This is a genomic window from Brevundimonas sp. UBA7664 (assembly GCF_002483305.1).
Taxonomy (GTDB): domain Bacteria; phylum Pseudomonadota; class Alphaproteobacteria; order Caulobacterales; family Caulobacteraceae; genus Brevundimonas.
This window is the reverse complement of record NZ_DLHQ01000051.1, coordinates 66,298-89,288: the sequence shown is the minus strand read 5'-3', so window position 1 is coordinate 89,288 and position 22,991 is coordinate 66,298. Positions and strand designations below refer to the sequence as shown.

Annotated in this window: 23 protein-coding genes; 12 read left to right on the top strand and 11 right to left on the bottom strand. The window is 69.8% G+C overall.

Features of this window, described 5'->3' with window-relative positions; genetic code table 11:
• Positions 1 to 53: 53 nt before the first annotated feature.
• Entirely contained in the window at positions 54 to 659 is a 606-nt protein-coding gene (gene purN, locus B2742_RS12610; protein WP_292066845.1) for a phosphoribosylglycinamide formyltransferase, read from the bottom strand.
• Positions 660 to 674: 15 nt separating this feature from the next.
• Positions 675 to 1,712 carry a phosphoribosylformylglycinamidine cyclo-ligase gene (gene purM / locus B2742_RS12605; RefSeq protein WP_292066843.1) on the bottom strand — a complete coding sequence of 346 codons (1,038 nt, stop codon included), beginning with the start codon at positions 1,710 to 1,712 and terminating at the stop codon, positions 675 to 677.
• Between the two features lie 80 nt (positions 1,713 to 1,792).
• Between purM and rnd the strand changes: the two genes are divergently transcribed.
• A complete protein-coding gene (gene rnd, locus B2742_RS12600; RefSeq protein WP_292066840.1) occupies positions 1,793 to 2,941 on the top strand; it encodes a ribonuclease D in 1,149 nt (382 codons plus the stop codon).
• A gap of 34 nt (positions 2,942 to 2,975) precedes the next feature.
• Here rnd and B2742_RS12595 read toward each other — a convergent pair whose 3' ends face one another.
• Positions 2,976 to 3,440 (bottom strand): peptidylprolyl isomerase, encoded by a 465-nt coding sequence (locus B2742_RS12595; RefSeq protein ID WP_414633065.1) that lies wholly within the window; start codon positions 3,438 to 3,440, stop codon positions 2,976 to 2,978.
• 67 nt (positions 3,441 to 3,507) lie between these two features.
• On the opposite strand from B2742_RS12595, the gene B2742_RS12590 reads away from it, so the two are divergent.
• On the top strand, positions 3,508 to 4,218 hold the full coding sequence (locus B2742_RS12590) for an RlmE family RNA methyltransferase (RefSeq protein ID WP_292066835.1): 711 nt from the start codon (positions 3,508 to 3,510) through the stop codon (positions 4,216 to 4,218).
• Here B2742_RS12590 and B2742_RS12585 read toward each other — a convergent pair.
• Positions 4,215 to 4,763, bottom strand: a complete 549-nt coding sequence (locus B2742_RS12585) for a DUF2061 domain-containing protein (protein ID WP_292066833.1) — start codon at positions 4,761 to 4,763, stop codon at positions 4,215 to 4,217. The genes B2742_RS12590 and B2742_RS12585 overlap by 4 nt on opposite strands.
• A 131-nt stretch (positions 4,764 to 4,894) precedes the next feature.
• On the opposite strand from B2742_RS12585, the gene guaB reads away from it, so the two are divergent.
• The 5 genes from guaB to guaA are packed head-to-tail and all read left to right on the top strand — an operon-like array spanning position 4,895 to position 10,390.
• Positions 4,895 to 6,355, top strand: coding sequence for an IMP dehydrogenase (gene guaB / locus B2742_RS12580; protein ID WP_292066830.1), 1,461 nt, complete (start codon positions 4,895 to 4,897; stop codon positions 6,353 to 6,355).
• 17 nt (positions 6,356 to 6,372) lie between these two features.
• Complete coding sequence (locus B2742_RS12575) at positions 6,373 to 6,771, top strand: MAPEG family protein (protein ID WP_292066827.1); 399 nt, start codon at positions 6,373 to 6,375, stop codon at positions 6,769 to 6,771.
• A gap of 9 nt (positions 6,772 to 6,780) precedes the next feature.
• Positions 6,781 to 8,187, top strand: coding sequence for an RsmB/NOP family class I SAM-dependent RNA methyltransferase (locus B2742_RS12570; RefSeq protein ID WP_292066823.1), 1,407 nt, complete (start codon positions 6,781 to 6,783; stop codon positions 8,185 to 8,187).
• Complete coding sequence (locus tag B2742_RS12565; protein ID WP_292066820.1) at positions 8,184 to 8,831, top strand: 5'-methylthioadenosine/S-adenosylhomocysteine nucleosidase; 648 nt, start codon at positions 8,184 to 8,186, stop codon at positions 8,829 to 8,831. Before B2742_RS12570 ends, B2742_RS12565 begins: the two co-directional genes overlap by 4 nt.
• Entirely contained in the window at positions 8,828 to 10,390 is a 1,563-nt protein-coding gene (gene guaA, locus B2742_RS12560) for a glutamine-hydrolyzing GMP synthase (RefSeq protein ID WP_292066818.1), read from the top strand. The genes B2742_RS12565 and guaA overlap by 4 nt, the downstream gene beginning before the upstream one ends.
• A gap of 6 nt (positions 10,391 to 10,396) precedes the next feature.
• Here guaA and B2742_RS12555 read toward each other — a convergent pair whose 3' ends face one another.
• From B2742_RS12555 to B2742_RS12540, 4 genes are read right to left on the bottom strand one after another with little or no spacing between them, the layout of a single operon-like run.
• Positions 10,397 to 10,993, bottom strand: coding sequence for an SOS response-associated peptidase family protein (locus B2742_RS12555; protein ID WP_292066816.1), 597 nt, complete (start codon positions 10,991 to 10,993; stop codon positions 10,397 to 10,399).
• Positions 10,994 to 11,011: 18 nt separating this feature from the next.
• Positions 11,012 to 11,755 (bottom strand): SRPBCC family protein, encoded by a 744-nt coding sequence (locus tag B2742_RS12550; RefSeq protein WP_292066814.1) that lies wholly within the window; start codon positions 11,753 to 11,755, stop codon positions 11,012 to 11,014.
• A gap of 7 nt (positions 11,756 to 11,762) precedes the next feature.
• Positions 11,763 to 12,359 (bottom strand): ArsR/SmtB family transcription factor, encoded by a 597-nt coding sequence (locus B2742_RS12545; protein ID WP_292066812.1) that lies wholly within the window; start codon positions 12,357 to 12,359, stop codon positions 11,763 to 11,765.
• Positions 12,360 to 12,401: 42 nt separating this feature from the next.
• A complete protein-coding gene (locus tag B2742_RS12540; protein WP_292066808.1) occupies positions 12,402 to 13,715 on the bottom strand; it encodes a diguanylate cyclase domain-containing protein in 1,314 nt (437 codons plus the stop codon).
• A 164-nt stretch (positions 13,716 to 13,879) separates the two neighbouring features.
• Between B2742_RS12540 and B2742_RS12535 the strand changes: the two genes are divergently transcribed.
• On the top strand, positions 13,880 to 14,836 hold the full coding sequence (locus tag B2742_RS12535; RefSeq protein ID WP_292066805.1) for a YihY/virulence factor BrkB family protein: 957 nt from the start codon (positions 13,880 to 13,882) through the stop codon (positions 14,834 to 14,836).
• On the opposite strand, the gene B2742_RS12530 is transcribed toward B2742_RS12535, so the two are convergent.
• Complete coding sequence (locus B2742_RS12530; RefSeq protein ID WP_292066803.1) at positions 14,799 to 15,029, bottom strand: sulfurtransferase TusA family protein; 231 nt, start codon at positions 15,027 to 15,029, stop codon at positions 14,799 to 14,801. The genes B2742_RS12535 and B2742_RS12530 overlap by 38 nt on opposite strands.
• Positions 15,026 to 15,517, bottom strand: coding sequence for a CinA family protein (locus B2742_RS12525; protein WP_292066801.1), 492 nt, complete (start codon positions 15,515 to 15,517; stop codon positions 15,026 to 15,028). Before B2742_RS12525 ends, B2742_RS12530 begins: the two co-directional genes overlap by 4 nt.
• Before the next feature lie 84 nt (positions 15,518 to 15,601).
• Here B2742_RS12525 and B2742_RS12520 point away from each other — a divergent pair, with 84 nt between their 5' ends.
• Positions 15,602 to 17,932, top strand: a complete 2,331-nt coding sequence (locus B2742_RS12520; protein ID WP_292066799.1) for a fused MFS/spermidine synthase — start codon at positions 15,602 to 15,604, stop codon at positions 17,930 to 17,932.
• Here the strand turns inward: B2742_RS12520 and B2742_RS12515 are convergent.
• Complete coding sequence (locus tag B2742_RS12515) at positions 17,919 to 19,058, bottom strand: bifunctional 2-C-methyl-D-erythritol 4-phosphate cytidylyltransferase/2-C-methyl-D-erythritol 2,4-cyclodiphosphate synthase (RefSeq protein WP_292066796.1); 1,140 nt, start codon at positions 19,056 to 19,058, stop codon at positions 17,919 to 17,921. The two genes, B2742_RS12520 and B2742_RS12515, sit on opposite strands and share 14 nt — an antisense overlap.
• Before the next feature lie 110 nt (positions 19,059 to 19,168).
• On the opposite strand from B2742_RS12515, the gene B2742_RS12510 reads away from it, so the two are divergent.
• From B2742_RS12510 to B2742_RS12500, 3 genes are read left to right on the top strand one after another with little or no spacing between them, the layout of a single operon-like run.
• Positions 19,169 to 19,594, top strand: a complete 426-nt coding sequence (locus B2742_RS12510; protein ID WP_292066794.1) for an MAPEG family protein — start codon at positions 19,169 to 19,171, stop codon at positions 19,592 to 19,594.
• 44 nt (positions 19,595 to 19,638) lie between these two features.
• Entirely contained in the window at positions 19,639 to 20,691 is a 1,053-nt protein-coding gene (gene dusB, locus B2742_RS12505; RefSeq protein ID WP_292066793.1) for a tRNA dihydrouridine synthase DusB, read from the top strand.
• Positions 20,688 to 22,988, top strand: a complete 2,301-nt coding sequence (locus B2742_RS12500) for a sensor histidine kinase NtrY-like (protein ID WP_292066789.1) — start codon at positions 20,688 to 20,690, stop codon at positions 22,986 to 22,988. Before dusB ends, B2742_RS12500 begins: the two co-directional genes overlap by 4 nt.
• Positions 22,989 to 22,991: the final 3 nt, after the last annotated feature.

Genomic DNA, 22,991 nt, shown 5'->3' with positions numbered 1-22,991 from the left:
CGGGCGGCAAGCTGCCTCAGGCCGGCGCCGCTGTCGCCGGAAAAGGCGTGAGATTACGAACTTCTAATCTGCGTCCGGCAGAATTCGGCCAGGACCCGGGGGTAGAGCCGGTGCTCGCTATCCAGCACCCGTTGCGCCAGCGAGGCCGGGGTGTCGTCCGGCAGGACCGGCACAGCGGTCTGCCCCAGCACCGGACCGTCATCGACGCCCTCGGTGACCAGATGCACCGAACAGCCCGCTTCGGCGTCGCCGGCCGCGATCGCCCGCACATGGGTGTCCAGACCGCGGTATTTCGGCAGCAAACTGGGGTGGATGTTCAGCATCCGCCCGGCCCAGCGCCCGACGAGGAAGGGCGTCAGCAGCCGCATATAGCCGGCCAAGGCCACGACCTCGACGCCATGGGCCTCCAGCACCGCCTGGACCGCCTGTTCGTGCGCCGCCCGGTCCTTGCCGAAGGCCTCGTGCGGGATGACGGCCGTCGCCACGCCCTTGGCCTCGGCGACGGCGAGGCCGCCGGCCTCGGCCTTGTTCGACAGCACCAGAACCACCTCGAACGGCGCATCGGGCTGGCCGCCGGCGTCGATCAGCGCCGCCATGTTCGACCCCGCGCCGGAGATCAGGACGGCGACTCTTGAAGGGCTGGCGTGATGGTCGGACATCCGCGGCGCCCGACCTCAGGCGGCTTCCAGCTGACCGCAGACGAAGGCGACCTCGCCGGCGTTCAGCAGAGCCTCCAGCACGGGCTCCGCGTTCTCCGGCGCGACCACCAGGATGAAGCCGACCCCGCAGTTGAAGGAGCGGCGCAGTTCGTGATCCGAAATGCCGCCGGTTTCGCCGAGCCACTGGAACACGTGCGGCATCGGCCAGGCGTCCCAGTCGAAACCGGCCTGCAGGCCCTCGGCGATGCAGCGCGGCGGGTTCTCGATCAGGCCGCCGCCGGTGATGTGGGCCGCGCCCTTGACCAGACCGGCCTTCATCAGCGGCAGGACCGGTTTCACATAGATGCGCGTCGGCTCCATCAGCGCCTGGGCCAGGGTGCGGTCACGGGCGAAGGGGGCGTCGTCCCCCCAGGCCAGACCCGACTTCTCGACCACCTTGCGGATCAGGGAGTAGCCGTTCGAGTGCGGTCCCGAGGAGGCGAGGCCGATGATGATGTCGCCGGCCTGCTGGCGGTCGAGGTAGGGCAGGGCATGGCCGCGCTCGACCGCGCCCAGCGAGAAGCCGGCGAGGTCGTAGTCGCCGCCCTGGTACATGCCGGGCATCTCGGCGGTCTCGCCGCCGACGAGGGCGCAGCCGGCCTGACGGCAGCCTTCGGCGATGCCGGCCACGACACGTTTGGCGGCGTCGATCTCGAGCTTGCCGGTGGCGTAGTAGTCGAGGAACAGCAGGGGCTCGGCGCCCTGGGCCAGAAGATCGTTGACGCACATGGCGACCAGATCGACGCCGACGCCGTCATGGCGTCCGGTCTCGATGGCGATCTTCAGCTTGGTGCCGACGCCATCGGTGGTGGCGACGATCAGCGGGTCCTCGAATCCGGCCGCCTTGAGGTCGAACAGGGCCCCGAATCCCCCCAGCGACGCCTCGGCGCCGGGCCGGCGGGTCGATTTGGCCAGCGGCTTGATGGCGTCCACCAGCATCTCGCCGGCGTCGATATCGACCCCCGCATCGGCATAGGTCAGGCCATTGCGCAAGCTGTCGGGGGTGTCGCTCATCGGTCACGGGCCTGAATCAGTGGGCGGAATTCCGCGGCGGGTCTTGCCACAACCGCATCGCGCGGGGCTATAGCATCCGAATGACGCCGATCACCACCACCGAGGCGCTTCGCGATTTCTGCAAGCGCCTGGCCGACCAGCCCTTCATCACCGTCGACACCGAGTTCATGCGGGAGACGACCTATTGGCCGCGCCTGTGCCTGATCCAGGCCGCGTCGGCCACGGACGCCGCCATCATCGACCCGATGGCCGAGGGGCTGGATCTCGAGCCCTTCCTCGATCTGCTGCGCGATCCGAAGATCATCAAGGTCTTCCACGCGGCGCGTCAGGACACCGAAATCTTCGTCAAACTCGGCGCCATGCCCAAGCCGATGTTCGACACCCAGGTGGCCGCCATGGCCGCCGGCTTCGGCGATCAGGTCTCGTATGAGGCGCTGGTGCGCCAGATGCTGCGCCAGGAAGTCGACAAGGGCAGCCGGTTCACCGACTGGGCCCGGCGCCCGCTGTCGGAGGCTCAGCTGGTCTACGCCCTGGGCGATGTGACCCATCTGGCGGCCCTGTATCCCAAGCTGCGCGACCGGCTGCAGAAGGAAGGCCGCCTCGACTGGGTCATGGCCGAGATGGAGGATCTGACCGATCCGGCCCTCTATGACACCGACCCGGAAAAGGCCTGGAAGCGGCTCAAGCCCAAGAAATGGTCGGCCAAATACCTCGCCGCCTTCGTCGCCACGGCGGTGTGGCGCGAGCGTACGGCGCAGGACCGCGACCAGCCGCGCGGCCGCATCCTCAAGGACGAGGCGATCGACGAGATCGCGGCCCAAGGCCCGACGGATCCGGACGCCTTCAACCGCCTGCGGTCCGTGCCCAAGGGCTTCGGCGCCTCGCGTCTGGGACTGGAGCTGTCGGCCGAGCTGAAGCGTGTGCTGGCCGACCCCGAGGCTCATGCCCCCAAACTGGACCGCCCGGCCCACAACCAGCCGGCCCCGCCGTCGGTGGTCGAACTGCTGAAGGTGCTGCTGAAGGCCAAGAGCGATAACGCCGGGGTGGCGACCAAACTGCTGGCCAATGTCGCCGACCTCGAGAAGATCGCCCTCGATGACGAGGCCGACGTCGACGCCCTCAAGGGCTGGCGCCGCCAGCTGTTCGGCGAGGATGCGCTCAAGCTGAAGCGTGGCGAGATCGCCCTGGTGCTGAACGGCGCCCGGGTCGAGGTCGTCGAGATCGAATAGGAAAAAGGGCCGCTCTTTCGAGCGGCCCTTTTGCTTAGTTCACCGTCGCCTTGACGATCTTGCCCGGCGCGCGAGGCGGCTCGCCCTTGGGCAGGGCGTCGACGTGTTCCATGCCTTCGATGACCTCGCCCCAGACGGTGTACTGGCCGTCGAGGAAGGAGGCGTCGTCCAGGCAGATGAAGAACTGGCTGTTGGCGCTGTTCGGGTCAGACGTCCGGGCCATGGAGCAGACGCCGCGGGCGTGGCGCTCTTTCGAGAACTCGGCCTTCAGGTTCGGCTTCTTGGAGCCCGAGGTGCCGGTGCCCGTCGGATCGCCGCCCTGGGCCATGAAGCCGGGGATGACGCGGTGGAAGACCACGCCGTCATAGAAGCCTTCGCTCGCCAGTTCGGTGATGCGGGCGACGTGGCCGGGGGCCAGGTCGGGGCGCAGCTTGATGACCACGTCGCGGTCGGCGCCGTCGCCGGTGTCGAGGGAAAAGGTCAGGGTCTGGTCGGCCATCGGCGCGCTCCTTGTGAATTGTCGCGGGTCCATAGCCCGCAAACCCGCTGACGGCTATGTGGATGCGATGACCGACGAAGAAAAGCCCGCTGAGCGCAGACGGATGGTGCGCCCGCCCTCGGGCGGCACCGCCGCCGGCCGTGGCATGGGCACCAAGATGAAGACCGCGGACACCAAGTCGATGTCCAGCCAGCAGTGGATCAAGCGGCAGCTGTCCGACAAATGGTCCGAGCGCGCCCGCGCCGAGGGCTGGCGCAGCCGCGCGGCCTTCAAACTGCTGGAGATCGACGACCGGTTCCACCTGATCAAACACGGCAGCCGGGTCATCGACCTGGGCGCCGCGCCGGGCGGCTGGGCCCAGGTGGCGGTCAAGCGCGGGGCCATCGCCGTGGTGGGCGTCGACCTGTTGCCGGTCGAGCCCGTGCCCGGCGCGATCATGATCCAGGCCGACTTCACCCATCCGGGAGTCGATCAGCAGATGATGGACCTGCTGGGCGGCGCGCCGGACCTGGTCCTGTCCGACATGGCCCACAACACCGTCGGCCACCGCCAGACGGATCACCTCAAGATCATCGCCCTGATCGAGATCGCCGCCGATTTCGCCATTCGCACGCTGAAGCCGGGCGGGCATTTCGTGTCGAAGAATTTCCAGGGCGGCGACGCGGGCGGGGTCCTGGCCCGGCTCCGCGCCGAGTTCGAGACGGTGAAATACGTCAAGCCGGAGTCGAGCCGGAAGGACAGCGCCGAGGTATTCCTCGTGGCGATGAACCGGCGCTAGGCCGAGGCCATCTCCGCCGCCCGCGCCGCCTTGCGGGCCTCGATCCGGCTCCAGATGCGATCGTGGACGGTGAAGAACACCGTCTGCACCAACGGCTCGATGATGCCGATGGCCAGCGAGACCTTCCAGTCGCGGGTCAATGCGAAGGCGACGGTCACCGCCACAACGAAATGCATCACGCCATAGGTGACGGATTTGGCGGCGATCTGACTCAGCGAGCGGGGCAGGGCGTGGCTGTGCCCGGCATGGCCGTGGGCGCGGGTCTGCTCCTCAGGGGCCATGATCTGCAGGCGGGCGGTGAAGGCCTCGGACGCCTCCTCCAGCCCTGACAGCATCCGGCGGCGCTCGATCCGGTGCCAGACGCGGTCGTGGATCGAATAGGCGATGGTCTGGAAGAAGGGCTCGACCACGCCGACCGCCAGCGCCACCCGCCAATCGCGCGTGATGGCGAAGGCCACCAGGATGGCGACCACCAGGTGCATCACGCCATAGCTCGCGATCTTGAGGGCGAGTCGGCGGGCGGTGCTGATGAGTATGCGGACCATGTGTTCGTCAGATGTGGGGCGGGCGCCGCATCCGGCAAGCCAATTGTTGTTATCGTGACGATAAGCCCGGGCGGGCCTTGCCGTTCCGCGCTGCAACACGTTATACGCGGCCCGCAAAACGGAGACTCCTCATGGAGATACGCGAAGGGCTCACCTTCGACGATGTTTTGCTGGAACCCGGCCCGTCAGAGATCATGCCCGCAGACGCGGATGTCTCGACGAAGCTGACCCGCGACATCCGACTGAACATCCCGCTGACCTCGTCCGCCATGGACACGGTCACCGAAAGCCGGCTGGCGATCGCCATGGCCCAGGCCGGCGGTCTGGGCATCCTCCACCGCAATATGACGGTCGAGGAACAGGCGGACATGGTCCGCGAGGTCAAACGCTACGAAAGCGGCATGGTCATCAATCCGGTGACCATCACGCCGCAGACGACGCTGGGCGAGATCCGGGCGATCGTGGCCAAGCGCAAGATCTCCGGCTTCCCGGTGGTCGATCCGGCGACGGGAAAACTGGTCGGCATCCTGACCAACCGCGACATGCGGTTCGACACCGATCCGAATCGCAAGGCCATCGAGCTGATGACTACGGGCGATCTGGTCACCGTGCGCGAGGGGGCCGGACGCGACGAGGCGCGGGCCCTGCTGCGGGACCGCAAGATCGAGCGGGTCATCGTGGTCGACGAGGATTATCGCGCCACCGGCCTGATCACGATGAAGGACATCGAGAAGGCCCAGGCGCATCCCCACGCCGCCAAGGACGACCAGGGCCGGCTGCTGGTCGGCGCCGCCTCAACCGTCGGCGATGCCGGTTATGAGAGGGCCATGGCGCTGGCGGAAGCGGGCGTGGACGTCGTCGTCATCGACACCGCCCACGGCCATTCGATCCAGGTTTCGCGCGTCGTCGAGCGGATCAAGCGCGAGTCCAACCGCATCCAGATCATCGCCGGCAATGTCGCCACCTATGACGCCGCCCGCGCCCTGATCGACGCGGGCGCCGACGCGGTGAAGGTCGGCATCGGCCCGGGCAGCATCTGCACCACCCGCATCGTCGCGGGCGTCGGCGTGCCCCAGCTGACCGCCATCATGGAAGCCGCCCGCGCGGCGAAGGCATCCGGCGCGCCGGTCATCGCCGACGGTGGCATCAAATATTCGGGCGATCTGGCCAAGGCCATCGCGGCCGGGGCCTCATGCGCCATGATGGGCTCGATGTTCGCGGGCACGGACGAGAGCCCCGGCGAGGTGTTCCTGTACCAGGGCCGGTCCTACAAGTCGTACCGCGGCATGGGCTCGGTCGGGGCCATGGGCGCCGGCTCGGCCGACCGCTATTTCCAGAAGGAAGTCGAGGACACCCAGAAGCTGGTGCCCGAGGGCATCGAGGGCCAGACGCCGTACAAGGGGCCGATCGCCCCGGTGCTGCACCAGATGGTCGGCGGCCTGCGCGCTGCCATGGGCTATGTCGGCGCCGCGACCATCGCCGACCTGCAGGAACGCGCGCGTTTCGTGCGCATCACCGGCGCCGGGCTGCGGGAGAGCCACGTCCATGACGTGATGATCACGCGCGAAGCGCCCAACTATCGTCAGGGATGAGCGGGGAGGCTCACGCCATGGATATGACGCCGGAATTCATCATGCTGGCCTTCACGCTCATTCTGGCGATCGTTCAGATCGGCTGGGCGGGTGCGGCGCGAACCGCCGAACTGGGGCCGAAATGGAACGCCGGACCGCGCGACGGCGAGACGCCGCCGCCGGGCAAGCTGGCCGGCCGCCTGATGCGGGCCCAGGCCAATCTGTTCGAAACTCTGCCACTCTTCGCCGCCGCCGTGATCATGGCGCATATTGCGGGTAAGGACGGGCAGCTCACCTTTATCGGGACGCACCTCTACTTCTTCGGGCGGCTGATCTATCTGCCGCTTTACGCCTTCGGCATCCCCTATGTCCGCAGTCTGGTCTGGCTCGTCGCCCTGGCCGGCCTGGTCATGGTGATCGCCGCCCTTTTTGTCTGAAAGCCCGCATTGACCCCAGCCGCCCGTCTCGCCGCCGCCGCCTCCGTCCTGGACAGCATCGCCCAGGGCCGCGCCCCCGCCGAGGTGGTGATCAAGGCCTGGGGCGCCGCCAACCGTTATGCGGGGTCCGGCGACCGCCGCGCCGTCGCCGAGCGTGTCTATCAGGTGCTGCGCGCGCGCGGCCGGCTGGTCGCCGCCATGGGCGGACGCGAGGACGGGCGGGCGCTGGTCGTCGGAGCGCTGGCCTTCCTCGATAACCTGTCGCTGGAAGAGATCGAGGCGCTGCACTCCGGTGAGGGCTACGGCCCGCGGCCGCTGTCGAAACAGGAGCGCGCCCGGATCGCGGCGGGGGAGGGCGACCTGTCCGAAACCGCAACGGACCTGCCGGCCTTCGTGATCGAGGACCTGAAGGCGACCTTCGGCGAGCGCTGGAGCGAGGAGGCGACCGGGCTGATGGCCCGCGCGCCAGTCGATCTGCGCGTCAACACCGCCAAAACGACCGTCGAGGCCGCCCGGGCCGAGCTGAAGGCCACCGGCCTGATGCCCGAGCGCACGCCCTGGTCCGCCGTCGGCCTGCGGCTGCCCTCGGAGCCCGCGCCGAATGTCCAGGCGCTGGACGCCTTCAACGCCGGCCGCATCGAGATCCAGGACGAGGGCAGCCAGCTGACCGCATGGGTGGCGGGCGCCGGGCTCTCGTTCACGCCGGACAGCATCGTCGTCGACTATTGCGCCGGCGGCGGCGGCAAGACGCTGGCGTTGGCGGTGCAGGGCCTGCCGGCCGCCGATCCCGCGCGCGTGGCCGCGCCCAGCCCGGCCGGCTGGTCGCCGACCGGCGCTGACGAATTGGCGGCGGCGAAGGCCAAACCGGCGGCCGCACCGATGCGGCTGATCGCCTGCGACGTGGTGCAGAAGCGGCTCGACAACATCAAGCCGCGCCTCGCGCGCGCCGGCGTCGCCGCCGACCTGCGGCTGATCGGCCAGAACGGCGGCGGGGTCGAGGAATTCAACGGCAAGGCCGATCTGGTCTTCGTCGACGCCCCCTGCAGCGGTTCGGGCGCCTGGCGACGTCGGCCCGAGGATGCCTGGCGGCTGAAGGCCGACGAGATCGAGCGGCTGCATGCCTTGCAGCTGCGCATCCTCGCCCAGGCCGCCGCGCTGGTGAAGCCGGGTGGGCGGCTGGTCTATGTGACCTGTTCGATCCTGAGCCGCGAGAACGAGGCTGTGGCCGACGCCTTCGAGGCGGCCCACAAGGGCTTCAGCCCGCTGCCGGTCGCCGATGCGCTGGCCGCCGACACCCTGACCGACGCCGCGCGCACGCGTCTGGCGGAGGCCGCGACCGGCGGCCGCTTGCGGCTGTCGCCCGCCTCGACCGGCACCGACGGCTTCTTCGTGGCCCTCTACGAGCGGCGGGCGTGAGCCGGGACTGGACCCTTTCCAGCTTCGGTCCGAAGACCGCCCTCTGCGTCATCGCCGCCGAGCCTGAGTACGGCCCGGCCCTGCGCGCCCGCATCCGCCCGCTGATCACCGGCGTCGGCCCCGTCGAGGCCGCGGCCGGTGTGGCGCAGGCGCTGGCGACATTGCAGGCGGAGGGCGTCCTGCCTGACGTCGTCATCTCGCTCGGCTCGGCGGGCTCGCGCACCCTTGAGCACGCCTGCGTCTATCGGGTGACCGACGTCAGCTACCGCGACATGGACGCCAGCGTGCTGGGCTTTCCGAAGGGGGAGACGCCGTACCCGCGCCTGCCCGCCGTCCTGCCGCTGGCTGACGGCCCCGCCGCCCTGCCGCCCGCCCGACTGGGCACCGGCGGGAGCGTCGTCTCCGGCGCCGGCTATGACGCCGTCGACGCCGACATGGTCGATATGGAGACCTTCGCCGTGGTCCGCGCCGCCGCCCGGTTCGGCGTGCCGGTGATCGGCCTGCGCGGCGTTTCGGACGGCCGCACCGACCTGTCCCGCCTCGAACACTGGACCGACGCCCTGGCCGAGATCGATCTCCGGCTGGCCGAGGCCCTCGACCTGCTGCATGACCATTTCACGCCTGTTCTCACGGAGCCCGCATGACCGCCCCCGCTGATCACCAGAAGGTCCTGATCGTCGACTTTGGCAGCCAGGTCACCCAGCTGATCGCCCGGCGCCTGCGCGAGGCGCGCGTCTATTGCGAGATCCATCCCTACTCGAAGGTCGAGGCTGCGCTCGCCACCATGCGGCCGCAGGCCATCATCCTGTCGGGCGGCCCCGAGAGCGTGCACGAGGAAGGCAGCCCGCGCGCGCCGCAGGGCGTGTTCGAGGCGGGCGTTCCCGTGCTGGGCATCTGCTACGGCGAGATGACGATGTGCGAGCAGCTCGGCGGCAAGGTCGAGGGCGGCCATCACCGCGAGTTCGGCCGCGCCGAAATCACCGTCGAGAAGGCCTCACCCCTGCTGGCCGGTCTGGCCCCGGTCGGCGAGGACGAGACCGTCTGGATGAGCCACGGCGACAAGATCGTCGCCATCCCGGCCGGCTTCGACGTCGTCGCCTCGTCGCCCGGCTCTCCTTACGCCGTGATCGCGGACGAAACGCGCCGCTTCTACGGCGTCCAGTTCCACCCGGAGGTGATGCACACCCCGCGCGGCGCGATCATGCTGAAGAACTTCACTCATGGGATCGCCGGGCTGAAGGGCGACTGGACCATGGCCGCCTATCGCGACGAGCAGATCGCGAAGATCCGCGAGCAGGTGGGATCGGCCAAGGTCGTCTGCGGCCTGTCTGGCGGCGTCGACAGTTCGGTGGCCGCCGTCCTGATCCATGAGGCGATCGGCGACCAGCTGACCTGCGTGTTCGTGGACACCGGGCTGCTGCGCAAGGACGAGGCGGCCCAGGTCACGACCCTCTTCCGCGAGCACTACAACATCCCGCTGATCCATGTTGATGCGTCGAAGGAATTCCTCGGCGCCCTGGCCGGTCAGTCGGACCCCGAGACCAAGCGCAAGACCATCGGCCGCGTCTTCATCGAGATCTTCGACCGCGAGGCCGGCAAGATCGAGGGCGCCGAATTCCTCGCCCAGGGCACCCTTTATCCCGACGTCATCGAGAGCGTCTCGTCCTCGAGCGGCAAGGCCCATGTCATCAAGAGCCACCACAATGTCGGCGGCCTGCCGGACTTCATGAAGCTGAAGCTGGTCGAGCCGCTGCGCGAGCTGTTCAAGGACGAGGTCCGCGCCCTGGGCCGCGAACTGGGCCTGACCGACGCCTTCGTGGGGCGCCATCCCTTCCCGGGGCCGGGTCTGGCCATCCGCATTCCCGGCGAGATCACGCCCGAGGCCGTCGAGACCCTGCAGCAGGCCGACGCCATCTATCTCGAGGAAATCCGCAAGGCGGGCCTCTACGACAGCATCTGGCAGGCCTTCGCCGTCCTGCTTCCGGTCAAGACGGTCGGCGTGATGGGCGACGCGCGCACCTATGAGAAGGTGCTGGCCCTGCGCGCCGTGACCTCGACCGACGGGATGACCGCCGACTTCTTCGAGTTCCCGTGGGACGTTCTCGGCCGTTGCGCCACGCGGATCGTCAATGAGGTCCGTGGCGTGAACCGGGTCGTCTATGACGTGACGTCCAAGCCGCCGGGCACGATCGAGTGGGAGTGAGGCCCTTCAGCTGAAGAGCTGACCCGTCTCCGGAAGCGGGAACACCTGTTCCACCGCCAGACGGCCCGCGGGCAGGGGGCGGAGCAGGTCCGCTTCGGCCGTCGTGAGGTCCAGCCACGCCATCGCGCCGCCTGGCTCCAGCAGGACGATCTGCCGGTCGTGATAGGGCGCGATATCCGCGCCGGGCGTGGTTGTCAGCATGGCGAACGCGCCGTCGCGGATCACGCCGGCGATCCAGAACGCCGGCGCATCGACCATGGTGAACAGCCATTTCGTCTTGCGCTTCTGGCCGGGCAGGGCGTCGGTGAATTCATAGAAGCCGTCCGCCGGAATGATGCATCGCAGGCTGTTGGCGAACGACCGGTCGTCCGAGCGGAAGTTGAACACGGGCCGCCCCTGCGGCGACGTCCAGGCCCATTTCGTCATCCGCACGGCCACGCCATCGGCCGTCCGCACGGCCACCGGCGCCGTATCGCCGATGCGGATGTCGTCGCGCGGCTCGATGTTCGGCCTGCCGTCCGGGAATTCGAGGTCGATGCCGATCTGCCGGATCTCCTCGAACGGCTGATCGGCGAAGGGCTTGAACCGGTAGGTGTTGCACATGGCCCTGAACGCCTGTCGTCAGTCGCAGCCCGGCGCCACGGTTTCGAACCGCTGGTCCCACCAGGCCTTCCAGCCCGTCTCCAGGTCAGCGAAGGCTGCGTCTGACAGGCCGTAGGTGGTCAGGGTGATCATGGTCGTGCCGCGCGGGCGTTTCTCGTTCGGCGGCTGGTCCAGTACGACCAGAAGGCCGTCGCCCCAGGCATCGACGGTGACGCCCGTCTGGTGGCGCGCGAGGAACCAGACCTCGCCCGACGCGTCGGCGTCCGGGCCCAGCGGCAGGGTCCAGCGCTCGCCCGGCGCGGGGGCGGCGTCGAGGCCGAGCAGCGAACGCGCCAGCCGGTCCTCGCGGGGCGGACCCGAGAAGAACAGGGTGCGGCGCGTCTGACCCGGGTGGCGGGCGAAGGCGAAGGCCAGCTGCCAGGTGAAGGAAATCCAGCCTTCGATCATGCCGTCGAAGACATCGGACCAGTCGCCCGCGGGCGCCGAGCGCACCACCCGGACGAGGCTGGCGTCGCCGCGGGCCTCGACCTCGTAGCGGTCGTTGACGCCCACGAAGGTGACCACCCGCTTTTCATCGTCGGCGCTGGCGTGTGTGACGAAGATGAAGTCGATCTCGTCCTTCAGGCCCTCGGTCTCCCAGCCGAACCACTGGTGGATCTTCTGCGGGTCGCGCAGGGCGGCCCAGACCGCGTCGGCGGGGGCGGGGACGGTGACCTCGACGAGGACGTGGTCTTCCATGGGCTGTTCGGGGGCTTCGGTCATGGCGGGCTCAGTTCCTGGCAGGGACGGGTTTGACGACGGCGGGATGGGCGACGGCGGTGAGTCGGTAACGGCGGCCGGTCGGCGCCGCATACTTCCGGGCGAGGGCGGCGACGGCGGCGCTGACGTCCTCGGTGAAGGCGTCGAAATCAGCGGGCGTGGCGAAGGCGACATCGGCTTCAACCGTCAATGTCAGCAGCCGCGCGCCTTCCGCATCGGCGGCCTGACGCATCCGGGCGACGTCGCGGACCATAGTCGAGGCGGTGGCGATCAGATGGTCGGCGGCGTGGCGGTCCTGGGCCTGGATGGCGTCAGGGTCCGGCGGCGCCTGCAGCATGGCGGGATCGAAGACATAGTTCTGCGCCGCGACGAACAGCCGCTCGGTGAAGCCGCGCTTGCGCCGCTCTCCGGCCAGCTGAACGAGACCAGCGGCCTCGAGCGCGTTGAGGTGGTAGCCGATGTTCTGGCGCGGCAGGGCGAGCTGTTCCGCCAGTCCGGCGGCCGAGGCGGGCTCGGTCAGGGCCGCCAGGATGCGGCGACGGATCGGCGCCAACGCCAGCAGGGCGGTGTCCAGATCGTCGAGCAGGGCTGAAGGGCGAGCCGTCATGCCCCCAACCTGTATTAGACAAAATAGTTTGTCAAATGATCGTCAAGCGGATGCGCGAACGTCCTTCGAAGCGCGCTCCAGCACGGCCGCGGGCGATTCCCCGGCGGCCACCTCGGCCACCCCGACCTCGAACTCAACCACGAAGGGCGAGCGGTCCGGCCCGGCGTCGAAGGCGGTGCAGCCGATGACGGCGGCTATGCGGTCGGCGGCGATCCGTCCGGCCAGACCGTGGGTCGCCGGCAGGGCGAGGGCGAAGACGTCGGGCGACAGGCGGGCGGCGGTGTCCTCGGTGCGGATCAGGCGCGAGACCATGGCCCCGATCTGGGGCAGGGCCCGGTCGAGCCAGCCGCCCTTGCGGGCCTCGACCACGGCCTCGGTCTCGGACACGCGCAGCACGGCGACCGACAGCGGGCGGCGGCGCAGGCGCGCGCCCTCGGCCACGCGGGCCAGATGGCTGGCGAACAGCTCGGGGGTGAACAGGCCGGTCGCGGGATCGGTCAGGCCCGAGCCGCGCGCGCTTTCCAGCGCCTTGCGGATGGCCACATGGCGGCGATGGGCGCGGGCCAGGGCCGTGATCCGCTCGGCGGTCTCATCCTCGGGCGTGTCGGCGGCCGCGACGTCGGCGAAGCCGCGGTTGTAGAGCTCCGACAGGTTGATCTCGCCCGCGCCGCGCAGATAGAGCACCGCCGGAATGTGATACAGCCGGGTATTCCGCTTCATGCCCGAGGCGATCGACAGGGCCGGGGTGTGATCCTCCGCGCCCCACAGGACGGCGGCGTCGAACGGCCGCTCATGCAGATAGTCGAAGGCGGTGTAGGGCGTCGGCGCCGCGACCACCTCGCAACCGCGCGCGGTCAGGGCGTTCGACAGGGCGAGGAAATGCCGGTCGGGCTTGCCCGCGGCCAGCACCCGCAGCGGCGTGGCGTCGAGGTCGGAGACCGGCAGCGGCTGTCCGCGCGCGGCGAAGGTGGCTTCGCGCAGCGACACCTCTTCCTCGGCGATGGCGGACCGGACCAGATTCTCCAGGCGCAGGGCCGCCTGGGCCGCGTGCGGGGGATTCGACATGACGATGTCAGCGAGACCCGGCTCCCAGGCCGCCGCCTCCGCGCCGATGGCGAGAATCGGAAGCCGGCGGGGGCTTACAGTCTGGCGCAGGGCGCGGACGCCCTCGGCCGCGTCCGGCAGCCGGGCGTCGAGAATCACTGTCTCCAGCGGCCAGTCGATCAGCACCTGGATGGCCCCCGCCATCGAGCGGGCGGTGACGGTGCGCCAGCCGAGCGCGTCCAGCCCCTGACACAACGGACCGATCAGGCCATCGTCGGGGGCGACGACCAGTATGCGTGGATCGGAACCCAAGGGCGAAATCTCCAGCCGCTCCCAGCCCCGGGCGCGGTCTCATGGCGGCGGACCATAGCGAGGGCGACCGCCTCCAGGCAACGGTTGACCGTCGCTTTCCGCAACAGGTTTCCCACCGGCCGAATTGGGGTAGTAGTGTGGGCTTGCAGGGTGTGGGGACCGGGTTGCAGGCGAAATCAGACATCGACGAGGCCGCGCGCTGGGCGGCGCCCATGCTGTGGGGCCGGCTGTCGGTCAAGGCGTTCTCGCGCAGCTGGGGCCGCGACGTCATGCTCTACACGGGCGGGGTGTCCTTCTTCGCCCTGCTGGCGGTGTTTCCGGCCATCGCCATTCTGATCGGCTTCTACAAGGCCGTGCTGTCGATCAGCCAGGTCAGCGAACAGGCCGCGGCCCTGGCTGATGTCATGCCGGCGGCGGCGCGGGCGATTTTCTATGCCGAGATCGAGCGGCTGGCGAACGCCTCGGCCCGGACCGTCTCGGCCCAGAGCTTCTTCGCCGTGGTCATCGGCGGCTATGCCGCGCACCGGGGGTTCAAGGCCCTGCTGGCGGGACTGAATCTGATCCATGACGAGACGGAGCCGCACGGCTTCTTCAAATTCAATCTGCTGGCCTTCTTCGTGGCGCTGTTCGCCTTCCTGCTGTTCACCGTGGTGTCAGGCGCCGTGGTGACATCCCGCCTGCTGGAGCACGCCGGGCCGGGGGAGGGAGCCGCGACCGGCGGCGGCCTGCCGCTGGAGGGTCTGTGGCCGGCGCTCGGGCTCGCGATCGGCCTGACCATGCTCTACCGCTACGCCATGTCCCATCGGACCCCGGTGGCCTGGGCGCCGTCGATCGCGGGCGGGGTGGTGGCCACGGTGATGTCGACCATCTCCTCGTGGCTGTGCGCCATCTATGTCGAGCAGATCGCCCCGCTGGGCGCCACCTATGGCTCGGTCGGCGCGGTGGTGGTGCTGCTGATCTGGCTGTCGTGGAACGTCAACGCCATCTTCTACGGCGGCGCCTTCGCCACCGAGATGGAGATCGCCGCGCGCTCGATGGGCGCGCCCGAAATCGAACCCGACGAACCGCTGCCGGACTCGGTGGTCAGCCTGTCGGAGCGGCGGGCGTCACGACCACGATAGTCAGCACGCCGTCGGCCTCGTCGATCGAGACGACGTCTCCGCCCAGTCCGGCCATCAGATGCGGCACGTCGATCCGCGCCATCGGATCGGTCGCCAGCAAGGTCAGGCGCGCGCCGGGCGCGGCCCCCCGCAGCGCCTTCTGAAGCTTCAGGCTTGGCGTCGGACAGCGGTGGCCGCGGGCGTCGACGATCATGCGCCGATCCGGTCCAGCAGCAGGCCGAGGGCCGCGTGCACGCTCTCCAGACGGACCGCCTCGCGCCCGATGTCGTCGAACCGGCGCTCGACATGGACCGCGCCGGACGGGCCGACGGCGGCGAAATGCACCAGGCCGACCGGCTTGTCCGCCGAGCCGCCGCCGGGGCCTGCAATCCCGGTGACCGAGACCGAGACTGTCGCCCGCGAGCGCGCAAGGGCCCCGTCCGCCATGGCCCGGGCGACCGGTTCGGACACAGCCCCCACGGCCTCGATCAGTTCGGCGGACACGCCCAGCAGCTCGGTCTTGGCGGCGTTGCTGTAGGTGACGAAGCCGCGCTCCACGACCGCCGATGACCCCGCGATGGCCGTCAGGGCGCCGGCGACCAGGCCGCCGGTGCAGCTCTCGGCCGTGGCGATGGTCAGCCCGCGCGCGGCGGCCGCTTCGATCACCTGCCGGGCGAGGGTCTGGATATCTTCGGGGAACATGGGGTCGAGGCCTTCCGAAAGGGCAGCGAGTCGGTTCAGGGTGGCCGGGCGCGCCCGGAGACGGCGCCAGCATACGGGGCGGGCATGAGCGACACCACCGGGGACACGGGCATCGATTCCGGCGCGCCTGACCGGCCGGCCGACCGTCTGACACCCCTGTTGTTCGCGGTCGCCATCTTCACCTCGGCGGCGCTGGTGTTCGTGGTCCAGCCGATGGTGACCAAACTGGTCCTGCCGATGCTCGGCGGATCCCCGGCGGTGTGGAACACCGCCATGGTCTTCTTCCAGACCGCCCTGCTGGCCGGCTACGGCTATGCCCACCTGTTGCAGAAGGTCGGGTCGATCAAGACCCAGGTGGGCATCCATCTGGGTCTGCTGCTGGCCGCCGCCCTGTTCCTGCCGCTCAGCGTCAACGGCCTGCTGGGCGACCCCGATCCCGCGGCGCCCATCCTGTGGCTGCTGGCCACCCTGACCATGTCGGTGGGCGCGCCGTTCGCGGTGCTGTCGGCGACGGCGCCCCTGCTGCAGGCCTGGTACGCCCGGGTCCGCGCCGGACACGCGGACGGAAAGAACCCCTATGTCCTGTACGCCGCCTCCAACCTCGGCAGCTTCCTGGCCCTGCTGTCCTATCCGATCGTGATCGAGCCGCTGGCGACCCTGTCGGGCCAGCGCGGCTGGTTCGGCTGGAGCGGCGGCTATGTCCTCTTCGTGCTGATGGTCGTGGCCCTGGCGTTTACAGTCTGGCGCCGGCGGCTGGACCGGACGTCGGAGCCCGCCCGGCTCGCGGCCAGCGCGCCGATCCCGTGGCGGGAGAAGGGCATCCTGGTCCTTCTGGCGGCGGCGCCGTCCAGCCTCATGCTGGGGGTGACCGCCCACCTGTCGACCGACGTCGCCTCGGCGCCCTTCCTGTGGGTCCTGCCGCTGGCGCTGTACCTGCTGACCTTCGTCATCGCCTTCCAGAACCGGCCGTGGATTCCACTGAACGTCACCCTGGTGATCCAGGGCGCGACGGGGGCGATCGTGGTTCTGATCGTCGCCTTCCGCTCGGCCAACTGGGCGATGGCCTTCGGCCTGCACCTGACCGCCTTCTTCTTCGCCGCCCTGATGTGCCACCAGCTGCTGGCGGCAAGGCGACCATCGCCCGACCGGCTGACGGAATTCTATCTGCTGATGTCGCTGGGCGGAGTCGTCGGCGGGGCCTTCACCGCCCTGCTGGCCCCCGTCATCTTCAACATGGTGTGGGAGTATCCGCTGATGCTGGTGCTCGTCGGTCTGGCCCGTCCATGGGGCCGCGGCAGGCTGAGCGGAACCCACGTCGGAACCCTCGTCGCCGCCGCCGTGGTGGCGGCGTCGCCGGTGCTGATTTCGCTCTGGCTGAACGCCAATGACGGCGCGCGCGGCTGGTTCTACGACAATTTCCCGCTGGGCATGGATCAGCTGACCATGGTCCTGCTGATGCCCGCCGCCATCTGCGCCTTTCTGGCGCGCGACCGGGCGCTGGTCTTCACCGCCATCCTGATGATGATCACGCTTTCGGCCCAGTGGATCGCGCGGGGCTATGACTGGAGCCTGTCGGAGCGCAGCTTCTTCGGGGTGATGCGCGTCGCCAACTCGCCTGATCCCCGGCTGGGCGGCGACGTCCATGTGCTGATGCACGGCACGACCCTGCACGGGGCCCAGGCGCGGGACGGTCGGTTCGACTGCGTGCCGACCCTCTACTATGCCGCGTCCACCCCCATCGGGCAGGCGGCGGACATGATCGGACGGCGGGGTCCGGCGAGGATCGGCGTGGTCGGCCAGGGCTCGGGCGCCATGGCGACCTACAAGCGCACCGAAGACACGATGACCTTCTTCGAGATCGATCCGATGGTGAACGATCTGTCGCGCGATCCCCGCTGGTTCACCTACATATCGCACTGCGCCTCGGGCCCGATCGACACCGTGCTCGGCGATGCCCGTCTGACGCTGGCGAAGGAAACGCCGGGGTCCTACGACCTGCTGATCATCGACGCCTTCTCGTCCGACGCCGTGCCGACCCACCTGCTGACCGAGGAAGCGATCGCGGGCTATCTGGCGCTGCTCAAGCCGGACGGCGTGGTGTTGCTGCACCTGTCCAACCGCAACCTCGACATCACCCTGCCGGCCATCGCGGCGGCCCAGGCCCTCGACCGGCCGAGCCTGCACCAGCTCTATTATGAGCGGGACGACACGCCGGAGATGGCCGAGGCCTCGACCGAGGCGCTGATCCTGTCGCCGACCCCCCAGGGGCTGGCGGATTTCCGCGCCGACGCCCGGTGGCACACGCCGGCCCGGACCGCGGTGCGTCCCTGGACCGACGACTACGTCAATCTGTTCGGGTCGCTCCAGCGCAGCATGCAGGACACGCCCGAACTGCAGGCGCTCAGGAGCCAGTAAGCTCGATCGTCGCCAGGGCCTGGGCGGCGAGGCCTTCGCCGCGGCCGGTGAAGCCCATGGCCTCGGTGGTGGTCGCCTTGACGCTGACGGCGTCCAGCGGCAGCGACAGCAGGTCGGCGAGGCGTTCGCGCATCGCCTGACGGTGCGGCTTCACCTTGGGCCGCTCGCAGATCAGGGTCACATCGACATTGACCAGCCGCCCGCCGCGCGCCGCCAGCCGCTCGACGGCGTGAGTCAGGAAGCGGTCCGAAGCGGCCCCCTTCCACTGCGGGTCCGTGGGCGGAAAGTGATCGCCGATGTCGCCGTCGCCCATGGCCCCGAGGATGGCGTCGGTGAGGGCGTGCAGGCCGGCGTCGGCATCGGAATGGCCGATCAGCGTCTGGTCATGCGCGATCTCGACGCCGCACAGCCAGACCGAGGTTCCCGGGCCCCAGCGGTGGGCGTCGAAGCCCTGGCCGACACGGGTCTGACGGGGAATGAGCGCTTCGGCCATGGCGAAATCCTCGGGGTAGGTCAGTTTCATCAGCCGCGTATCGCCGGCCACCATGGCGACGGTTCGCCCGGCGGCCCGGGCCACCTCGACATCGTCGGTGGGGGAGGCTCCGTCCGGCCAGGCGGCGTAGGCGCGCCGGATCGTCTCCAGCCGGAAGCCCTGCGGCGTCTGGGCCCGCCAGAGCCCGTCCCGGTCGACCGACTCGCCCAGGCTGCCGTCGACGCCGCGACGCAGGCTGTCGGCGACGGGCAGGACGGGCAGGGCGGCCTCATGCTGTTCCAGCGCGGCCAGAACCCGGCCGATCGTCGCCGCGTCGAGAAAAGGGCGGGCCGCGTCGTGGATCAGAACCCGCGCGTCCGCCGGCGCCGTCAGGGCGTCCAGACCTGCCTGGACTGATGCCGCGCGGGTCGCGCCGCCGGCCACCGCGAACCAGCCTTCGAGACCGGACAGTGCGTCGGCGGCGAGGGCTTCTGCGCCGGGGGCGACAACCACGGCCAGTTCGGAGGCGCCGGCCGACAGCAGGGCCTCAGCGGACCAGCGGAGGACCGGCCGGCCGCCCAGCCCGCGCCATTGCTTGGCCTCGCCCGCGCGGGCTCCGGTTCCGGCGGCGACGATGATGGCGGAGAAACTCATGGGCCGCTTCTACCGATCCGGTGCGGCGCTGACGAGGCCTCCCGAGGGCGAGTGCATCCTGTTTGACAACCGACTGAGAGGGAGTCAGCGTGTTGAGGGGAGGACTCTCGATGGCGCACTCTATCCTGCAACCGGTCATCGCCCTGGTGCTCTGGTCGATGGTCATGTGGGCCTGGCTCTACGCCACCCGCGTGCCGGCCATGATCCGGGCGCGGACGAAACTCGATCCGACCCTGCCGCGCGACGTCATGCTGGGCGGCCTGCCGCCGCGCGTGCGATGGAAGGCGGACAACTACAACCACCTGATGGAACAGCCGACGCTGTTCTATGCGACGGCCCTGACGCTGGCCCTGCTGGACCAGGGCGACGTGCTGACCGTCGGACTGGCCTGGGCCTACGTCGGGCTCAGGGTGGCGCACAGCCTGATCCAGGCGCTGGTCAATGTGATCATCGTCCGCTTCTCCGTGTTCATGATGGCGAGCGTCGTCCTGGTGGTTCTCGCCCTTCGCGCCGCAATGGTGGTCTTCCAGGCCTGAGTCGGGATTGGACCCGGGGGCGCAAACCCCCTATTTGCCCGGCCATGCAAAGCGGCCTCCAGATCGGCGACGTGTGGGTGCCCGGCCGGGTGCTGACCGCGCCCATGACCGGGATCACCGACCTGCCGTTCCGGCGGCTCGCCGCGCGGCTGGGCGCGGCCTATGTCGCGACCGAGATGGTGGCCGCCGCCGAGCTGGCCCGCGCCCGCCCTGACGTCGTGCGGCGCGCGGCCGTGGGCGAGGGCCTGCCGCTGACGGTGATCCAGCTGGTCGGGCGCGATCCGGCGGCCATGGCCGAGGGCGCGCGCATGGCCGAGGCCGCGGGGGCCGATATCATCGACCTGAATTTCGGCTGCCCCGCCAAGGAGGTCACGGGCTCGGCCTGCGGCTCGGCCCTGATGCGGACGCCGGACCTGGCCTGCCGGCTGATGCAGGCGGCGGTCGAGGCGACCAGCCGGCCGGTGACGGTCAAGATGCGGCTGGGCTGGGACGACGCCCACCGAAATGCCCCGATGCTGGCGAAGCGGGCCGAGGAAATCGGGGTCCGGGCGGTCACCGTGCATGGCCGGACGCGGCAGCAGTTCTACACCGGCGTCGCCGACTGGACCGCGGTCGGTGAGGTCAAGGCGGCGGTGGGCATCCCGGTCATCGTCAATGGCGACATCCTGACCGCGGACGATGCCCGCGAGGCGCTCAGACAGTCCGGCGCCGACGCCCTGATGCTGGGGCGGGGCGTCTACGGGCGGCCGTGGCTGGCGGCGCATATGGACCGGGCCCTGACCGACGGGACCGTCCTGCTGGAGCCGGACCGCCGGGAGCGGCTGGACATCGTCATCGAACATCTGCGCGCCTCGGCCGCCTTCTACGGCCTGCCGCTGGGGTTGAAGATGTTCCGCAAACATCTCGGCTGGTATGTCGAACAGGCGCCGTGGCCCGCCGATCCCCTGGAGCGGCGCGCCGCCAAGTCACGGCTGTGCCGGCTGGAGACGCCCGATGAGGTCGAACGGGCCCTGACGGCGCTCTGGGAGCCAGTGACGCATTCCGGCAACCCGGGTGTTGATATTCCGCCACAGTTGGCCGAAGCTGCCGTGGCATGACGGATCCATCGGCCGCCGACGCAAACCCTGCACCGCCCGTCGATCGACGCGCCGCGGTCCGCTGGGTCGCCGGCTGGTCCGAGGAACGCCGCAGCAACACCTTTCTGGCCGCCTATGCCGTCGCCTTCCTGATCACCGCCGCGGCGATCTGGCTCGTGGCTGTGGCGCCGGGGGCGAGTGGGGAGGGCGCGCGCGCCACCGCCAGCCAGGCCGTCCTGATCATTCTCGCCGTCAATCTGCTGTTGATCGGCGGACTGGCCGTGGTGGTCGGGCGTCGCGCCCTGTCGCTGTTCCGGCGCCGGACCGACGCGGGCGCGCGGCTGCACCTGCGGTTTGTGACTCTGTTTTCGATGGTGGCGCTGGTGCCGGCGGTGCTGATCGCCCTCGTGTTCGGGGTGCTGGTCAACCGCGGCGTGGACCAATGGTTCAGCGGCAATGTGCAGACGGCGGTGGAGAACGGCGCCGACATCGGAAAGGCCTATCTGGACGACGTCTCGAACGAGATCGACGGCGACCTGGCCGTCATCGCCGAGCAACTGGAGGGCGTTCGCCCGCTGTTCGGCGACCGGATCCAGTTTTCGGACGCCCTGACCCAGGTCGGGGAGCTGTTCGGCTATCCGGCCATCTATATCCTCGGCGCGGACGGAGAGGTGCTGGCCAGCGGCGAGGGGCCGAACGCGCCGGTCTACCTGGCCCCGCCGCCCGCCGCGCTGGAGGAGGCCGCCGCGCGGGAACTGCCGTCGGTGCAGCAGGTCACACAGGACCCGGACGCGGTCAGGGGACTGGCGGCCTTTCCCGCCTACGGCGACGCCTACCTCTATGTGGTCCGGCCGCTGCGGCCGGGGCTGATCGATCAGCTGGCCTCGGCGGAGCAATCGATCGTCGCCTATCGCGAGGCCCAGCAAAGCCGCGAACGCATCCAGGCCGCCTTCGCCCTCAGCTATTTCGAGACCGCCCTGCTGGTGCTGGTCGGCGCCATCTGGCTGGGGATGGGCGCCGCCAGCGCCATTTCGGGGCCCATCGGGCGGCTGGTCGAGGCGGCGGACCGCGTCGCCTCGGGCGATCTGACGGCGCGTGTCGACGGCGAGGAGGGCCCGGGCGAGATCAAGACCCTGTCCGCCGCCTTCAACCGCATGACCAGCGACCTTGAGGCCCAGCAGGCCGCGCTCAGGGCCGCCAGCGAGGAGGCGACGGGCCGCAGCCGCTTCATCGAGACGGTGCTGTCGGGCGTCTCCGCCGGCGTGATCGGTCTGGACCGCCAGCGCCGGGTCTCGGCCATCAACGACAGCGCGGTCGAGCTTCTGGCCATCCGGGATACCGCCATCATCGGCCGGCCTCTGGGCAAGGTCTCGCCCGAACTGAGCGAACTGGCCGCCCGCGCCGAGGCCCATATCGAGGAAGAGATCGACGTCAGTCTGGAAGGCGAGACCCGCCGCCTGCGCGTGCGGATCGAGGGCGGCATCGGCGGCGAGATGGTGCTGACGTTCGACGACATCACCCGGCTGGTCACGGCCCAGCGCAACGCGGCCTGGCGCGATGTGGCCCGGCGTATCGCCCACGAGATCAAGAATCCCCTGACGCCGATCCAGTTGTCGGCCGAACGCCTGCGCCGGCGCTACCGCAGCCAGGTCGGCGATGACGTCGAGGTCTTCGACCGCTGCACCGAGACCATCATCCGCCAGGTCGGCGACATCGGCCGGATGGTCGACGAATTCTCGTCCTTCGCCCGCATGCCCGCGCCGCGTTTCACCGCCGTCGATCCGGCGGAACTGCTGCGCGAGGCGGTGTTCGCCCAGCGGGTGGCGGCCTCCGGGATCGGCGTCGAACTGATCGAGCCGCTGCCTTCGGTCGTGCTGCACGCTGACCGGCCCATGATCGGCCAGGCCCTGACGAACATCCTCAAGAACGCCGGGGAGGCCGTGGCCGCCCGGCGCGCCATCGCCCCGCGGGACGGGGACGGCGAACGCCCGGGCATTTCGGCGCGGTTGCTGGTCGAGGACGAGACCGTGGTCTTCATCATCGAGGACGACGGCATGGGCCTGCCCGCCAAGGACCGCGACCGGCTGACCGAACCCTATGTGACCACGCGCGAGAAGGGCACCGGGCTCGGCCTGGCCATCGTCAAACGCATCTGCGAGGAACACGGCGGCGAGCTGAAGCTGGCCGACGCCGAGGTCTTGGCCGGCGCGCGCGTGTGCCTGATCTTCCCCCTGAAATCCCAACCGAAACCGACCGGCGTCGTCGGGACGAAGGATGCGAAAGCGTCCCGGTCCCGCACGGTTCCGGCCGCCGAATAGCGA

Excerpts from the sequence above, each read along its gene's own strand:
- B2742_RS12500 (WP_292066789.1), top strand. The coding sequence starts at position 20,688 with ATGACGGATCCATCGGCCGCCGACGCAAACCCTGCACCGCCCGTCGAT.
- B2742_RS12550 (WP_292066814.1), bottom strand. The coding sequence starts at position 11,755 with ATGACCGAAGCCCCCGAACAGCCCATGGAAGACCACGTCCTCGTCGAG.
- B2742_RS12585 (WP_292066833.1), bottom strand. The coding sequence starts at position 4,763 with ATGGTCCGCATACTCATCAGCACCGCCCGCCGACTCGCCCTCAAGATC.
- B2742_RS12595 (WP_414633065.1), bottom strand. The coding sequence starts at position 3,440 with ATGGCCGACCAGACCCTGACCTTTTCCCTCGACACCGGCGACGGCGCC.
- rnd (WP_292066840.1), top strand. The coding sequence starts at position 1,793 with ATGACGCCGATCACCACCACCGAGGCGCTTCGCGATTTCTGCAAGCGC.
- B2742_RS12575 (WP_292066827.1), top strand. The coding sequence starts at position 6,373 with ATGGATATGACGCCGGAATTCATCATGCTGGCCTTCACGCTCATTCTG.
- B2742_RS12515 (WP_292066796.1), bottom strand. The coding sequence starts at position 19,058 with ATGAGTTTCTCCGCCATCATCGTCGCCGCCGGAACCGGAGCCCGCGCG.
- B2742_RS12525 (WP_292066801.1), bottom strand. The coding sequence starts at position 15,517 with ATGTTCCCCGAAGATATCCAGACCCTCGCCCGGCAGGTGATCGAAGCG.
- B2742_RS12545 (WP_292066812.1), bottom strand. The coding sequence starts at position 12,359 with ATGACGGCTCGCCCTTCAGCCCTGCTCGACGATCTGGACACCGCCCTG.
- B2742_RS12510 (WP_292066794.1), top strand. The coding sequence starts at position 19,169 with ATGGCGCACTCTATCCTGCAACCGGTCATCGCCCTGGTGCTCTGGTCG.
- guaA (WP_292066818.1), top strand. The coding sequence starts at position 8,828 with ATGACCGCCCCCGCTGATCACCAGAAGGTCCTGATCGTCGACTTTGGC.
- purN (WP_292066845.1), bottom strand. The coding sequence starts at position 659 with ATGTCCGACCATCACGCCAGCCCTTCAAGAGTCGCCGTCCTGATCTCC.
- B2742_RS12555 (WP_292066816.1), bottom strand. The coding sequence starts at position 10,993 with ATGTGCAACACCTACCGGTTCAAGCCCTTCGCCGATCAGCCGTTCGAG.
- guaB (WP_292066830.1), top strand. The coding sequence starts at position 4,895 with ATGGAGATACGCGAAGGGCTCACCTTCGACGATGTTTTGCTGGAACCC.
- B2742_RS12590 (WP_292066835.1), top strand. The coding sequence starts at position 3,508 with ATGACCGACGAAGAAAAGCCCGCTGAGCGCAGACGGATGGTGCGCCCG.
- B2742_RS12520 (WP_292066799.1), top strand. The coding sequence starts at position 15,602 with ATGAGCGACACCACCGGGGACACGGGCATCGATTCCGGCGCGCCTGAC.
- purM (WP_292066843.1), bottom strand. The coding sequence starts at position 1,712 with ATGAGCGACACCCCCGACAGCTTGCGCAATGGCCTGACCTATGCCGAT.
- B2742_RS12530 (WP_292066803.1), bottom strand. The coding sequence starts at position 15,029 with ATGATCGTCGACGCCCGCGGCCACCGCTGTCCGACGCCAAGCCTGAAG.
- dusB (WP_292066793.1), top strand. The coding sequence starts at position 19,639 with ATGCAAAGCGGCCTCCAGATCGGCGACGTGTGGGTGCCCGGCCGGGTG.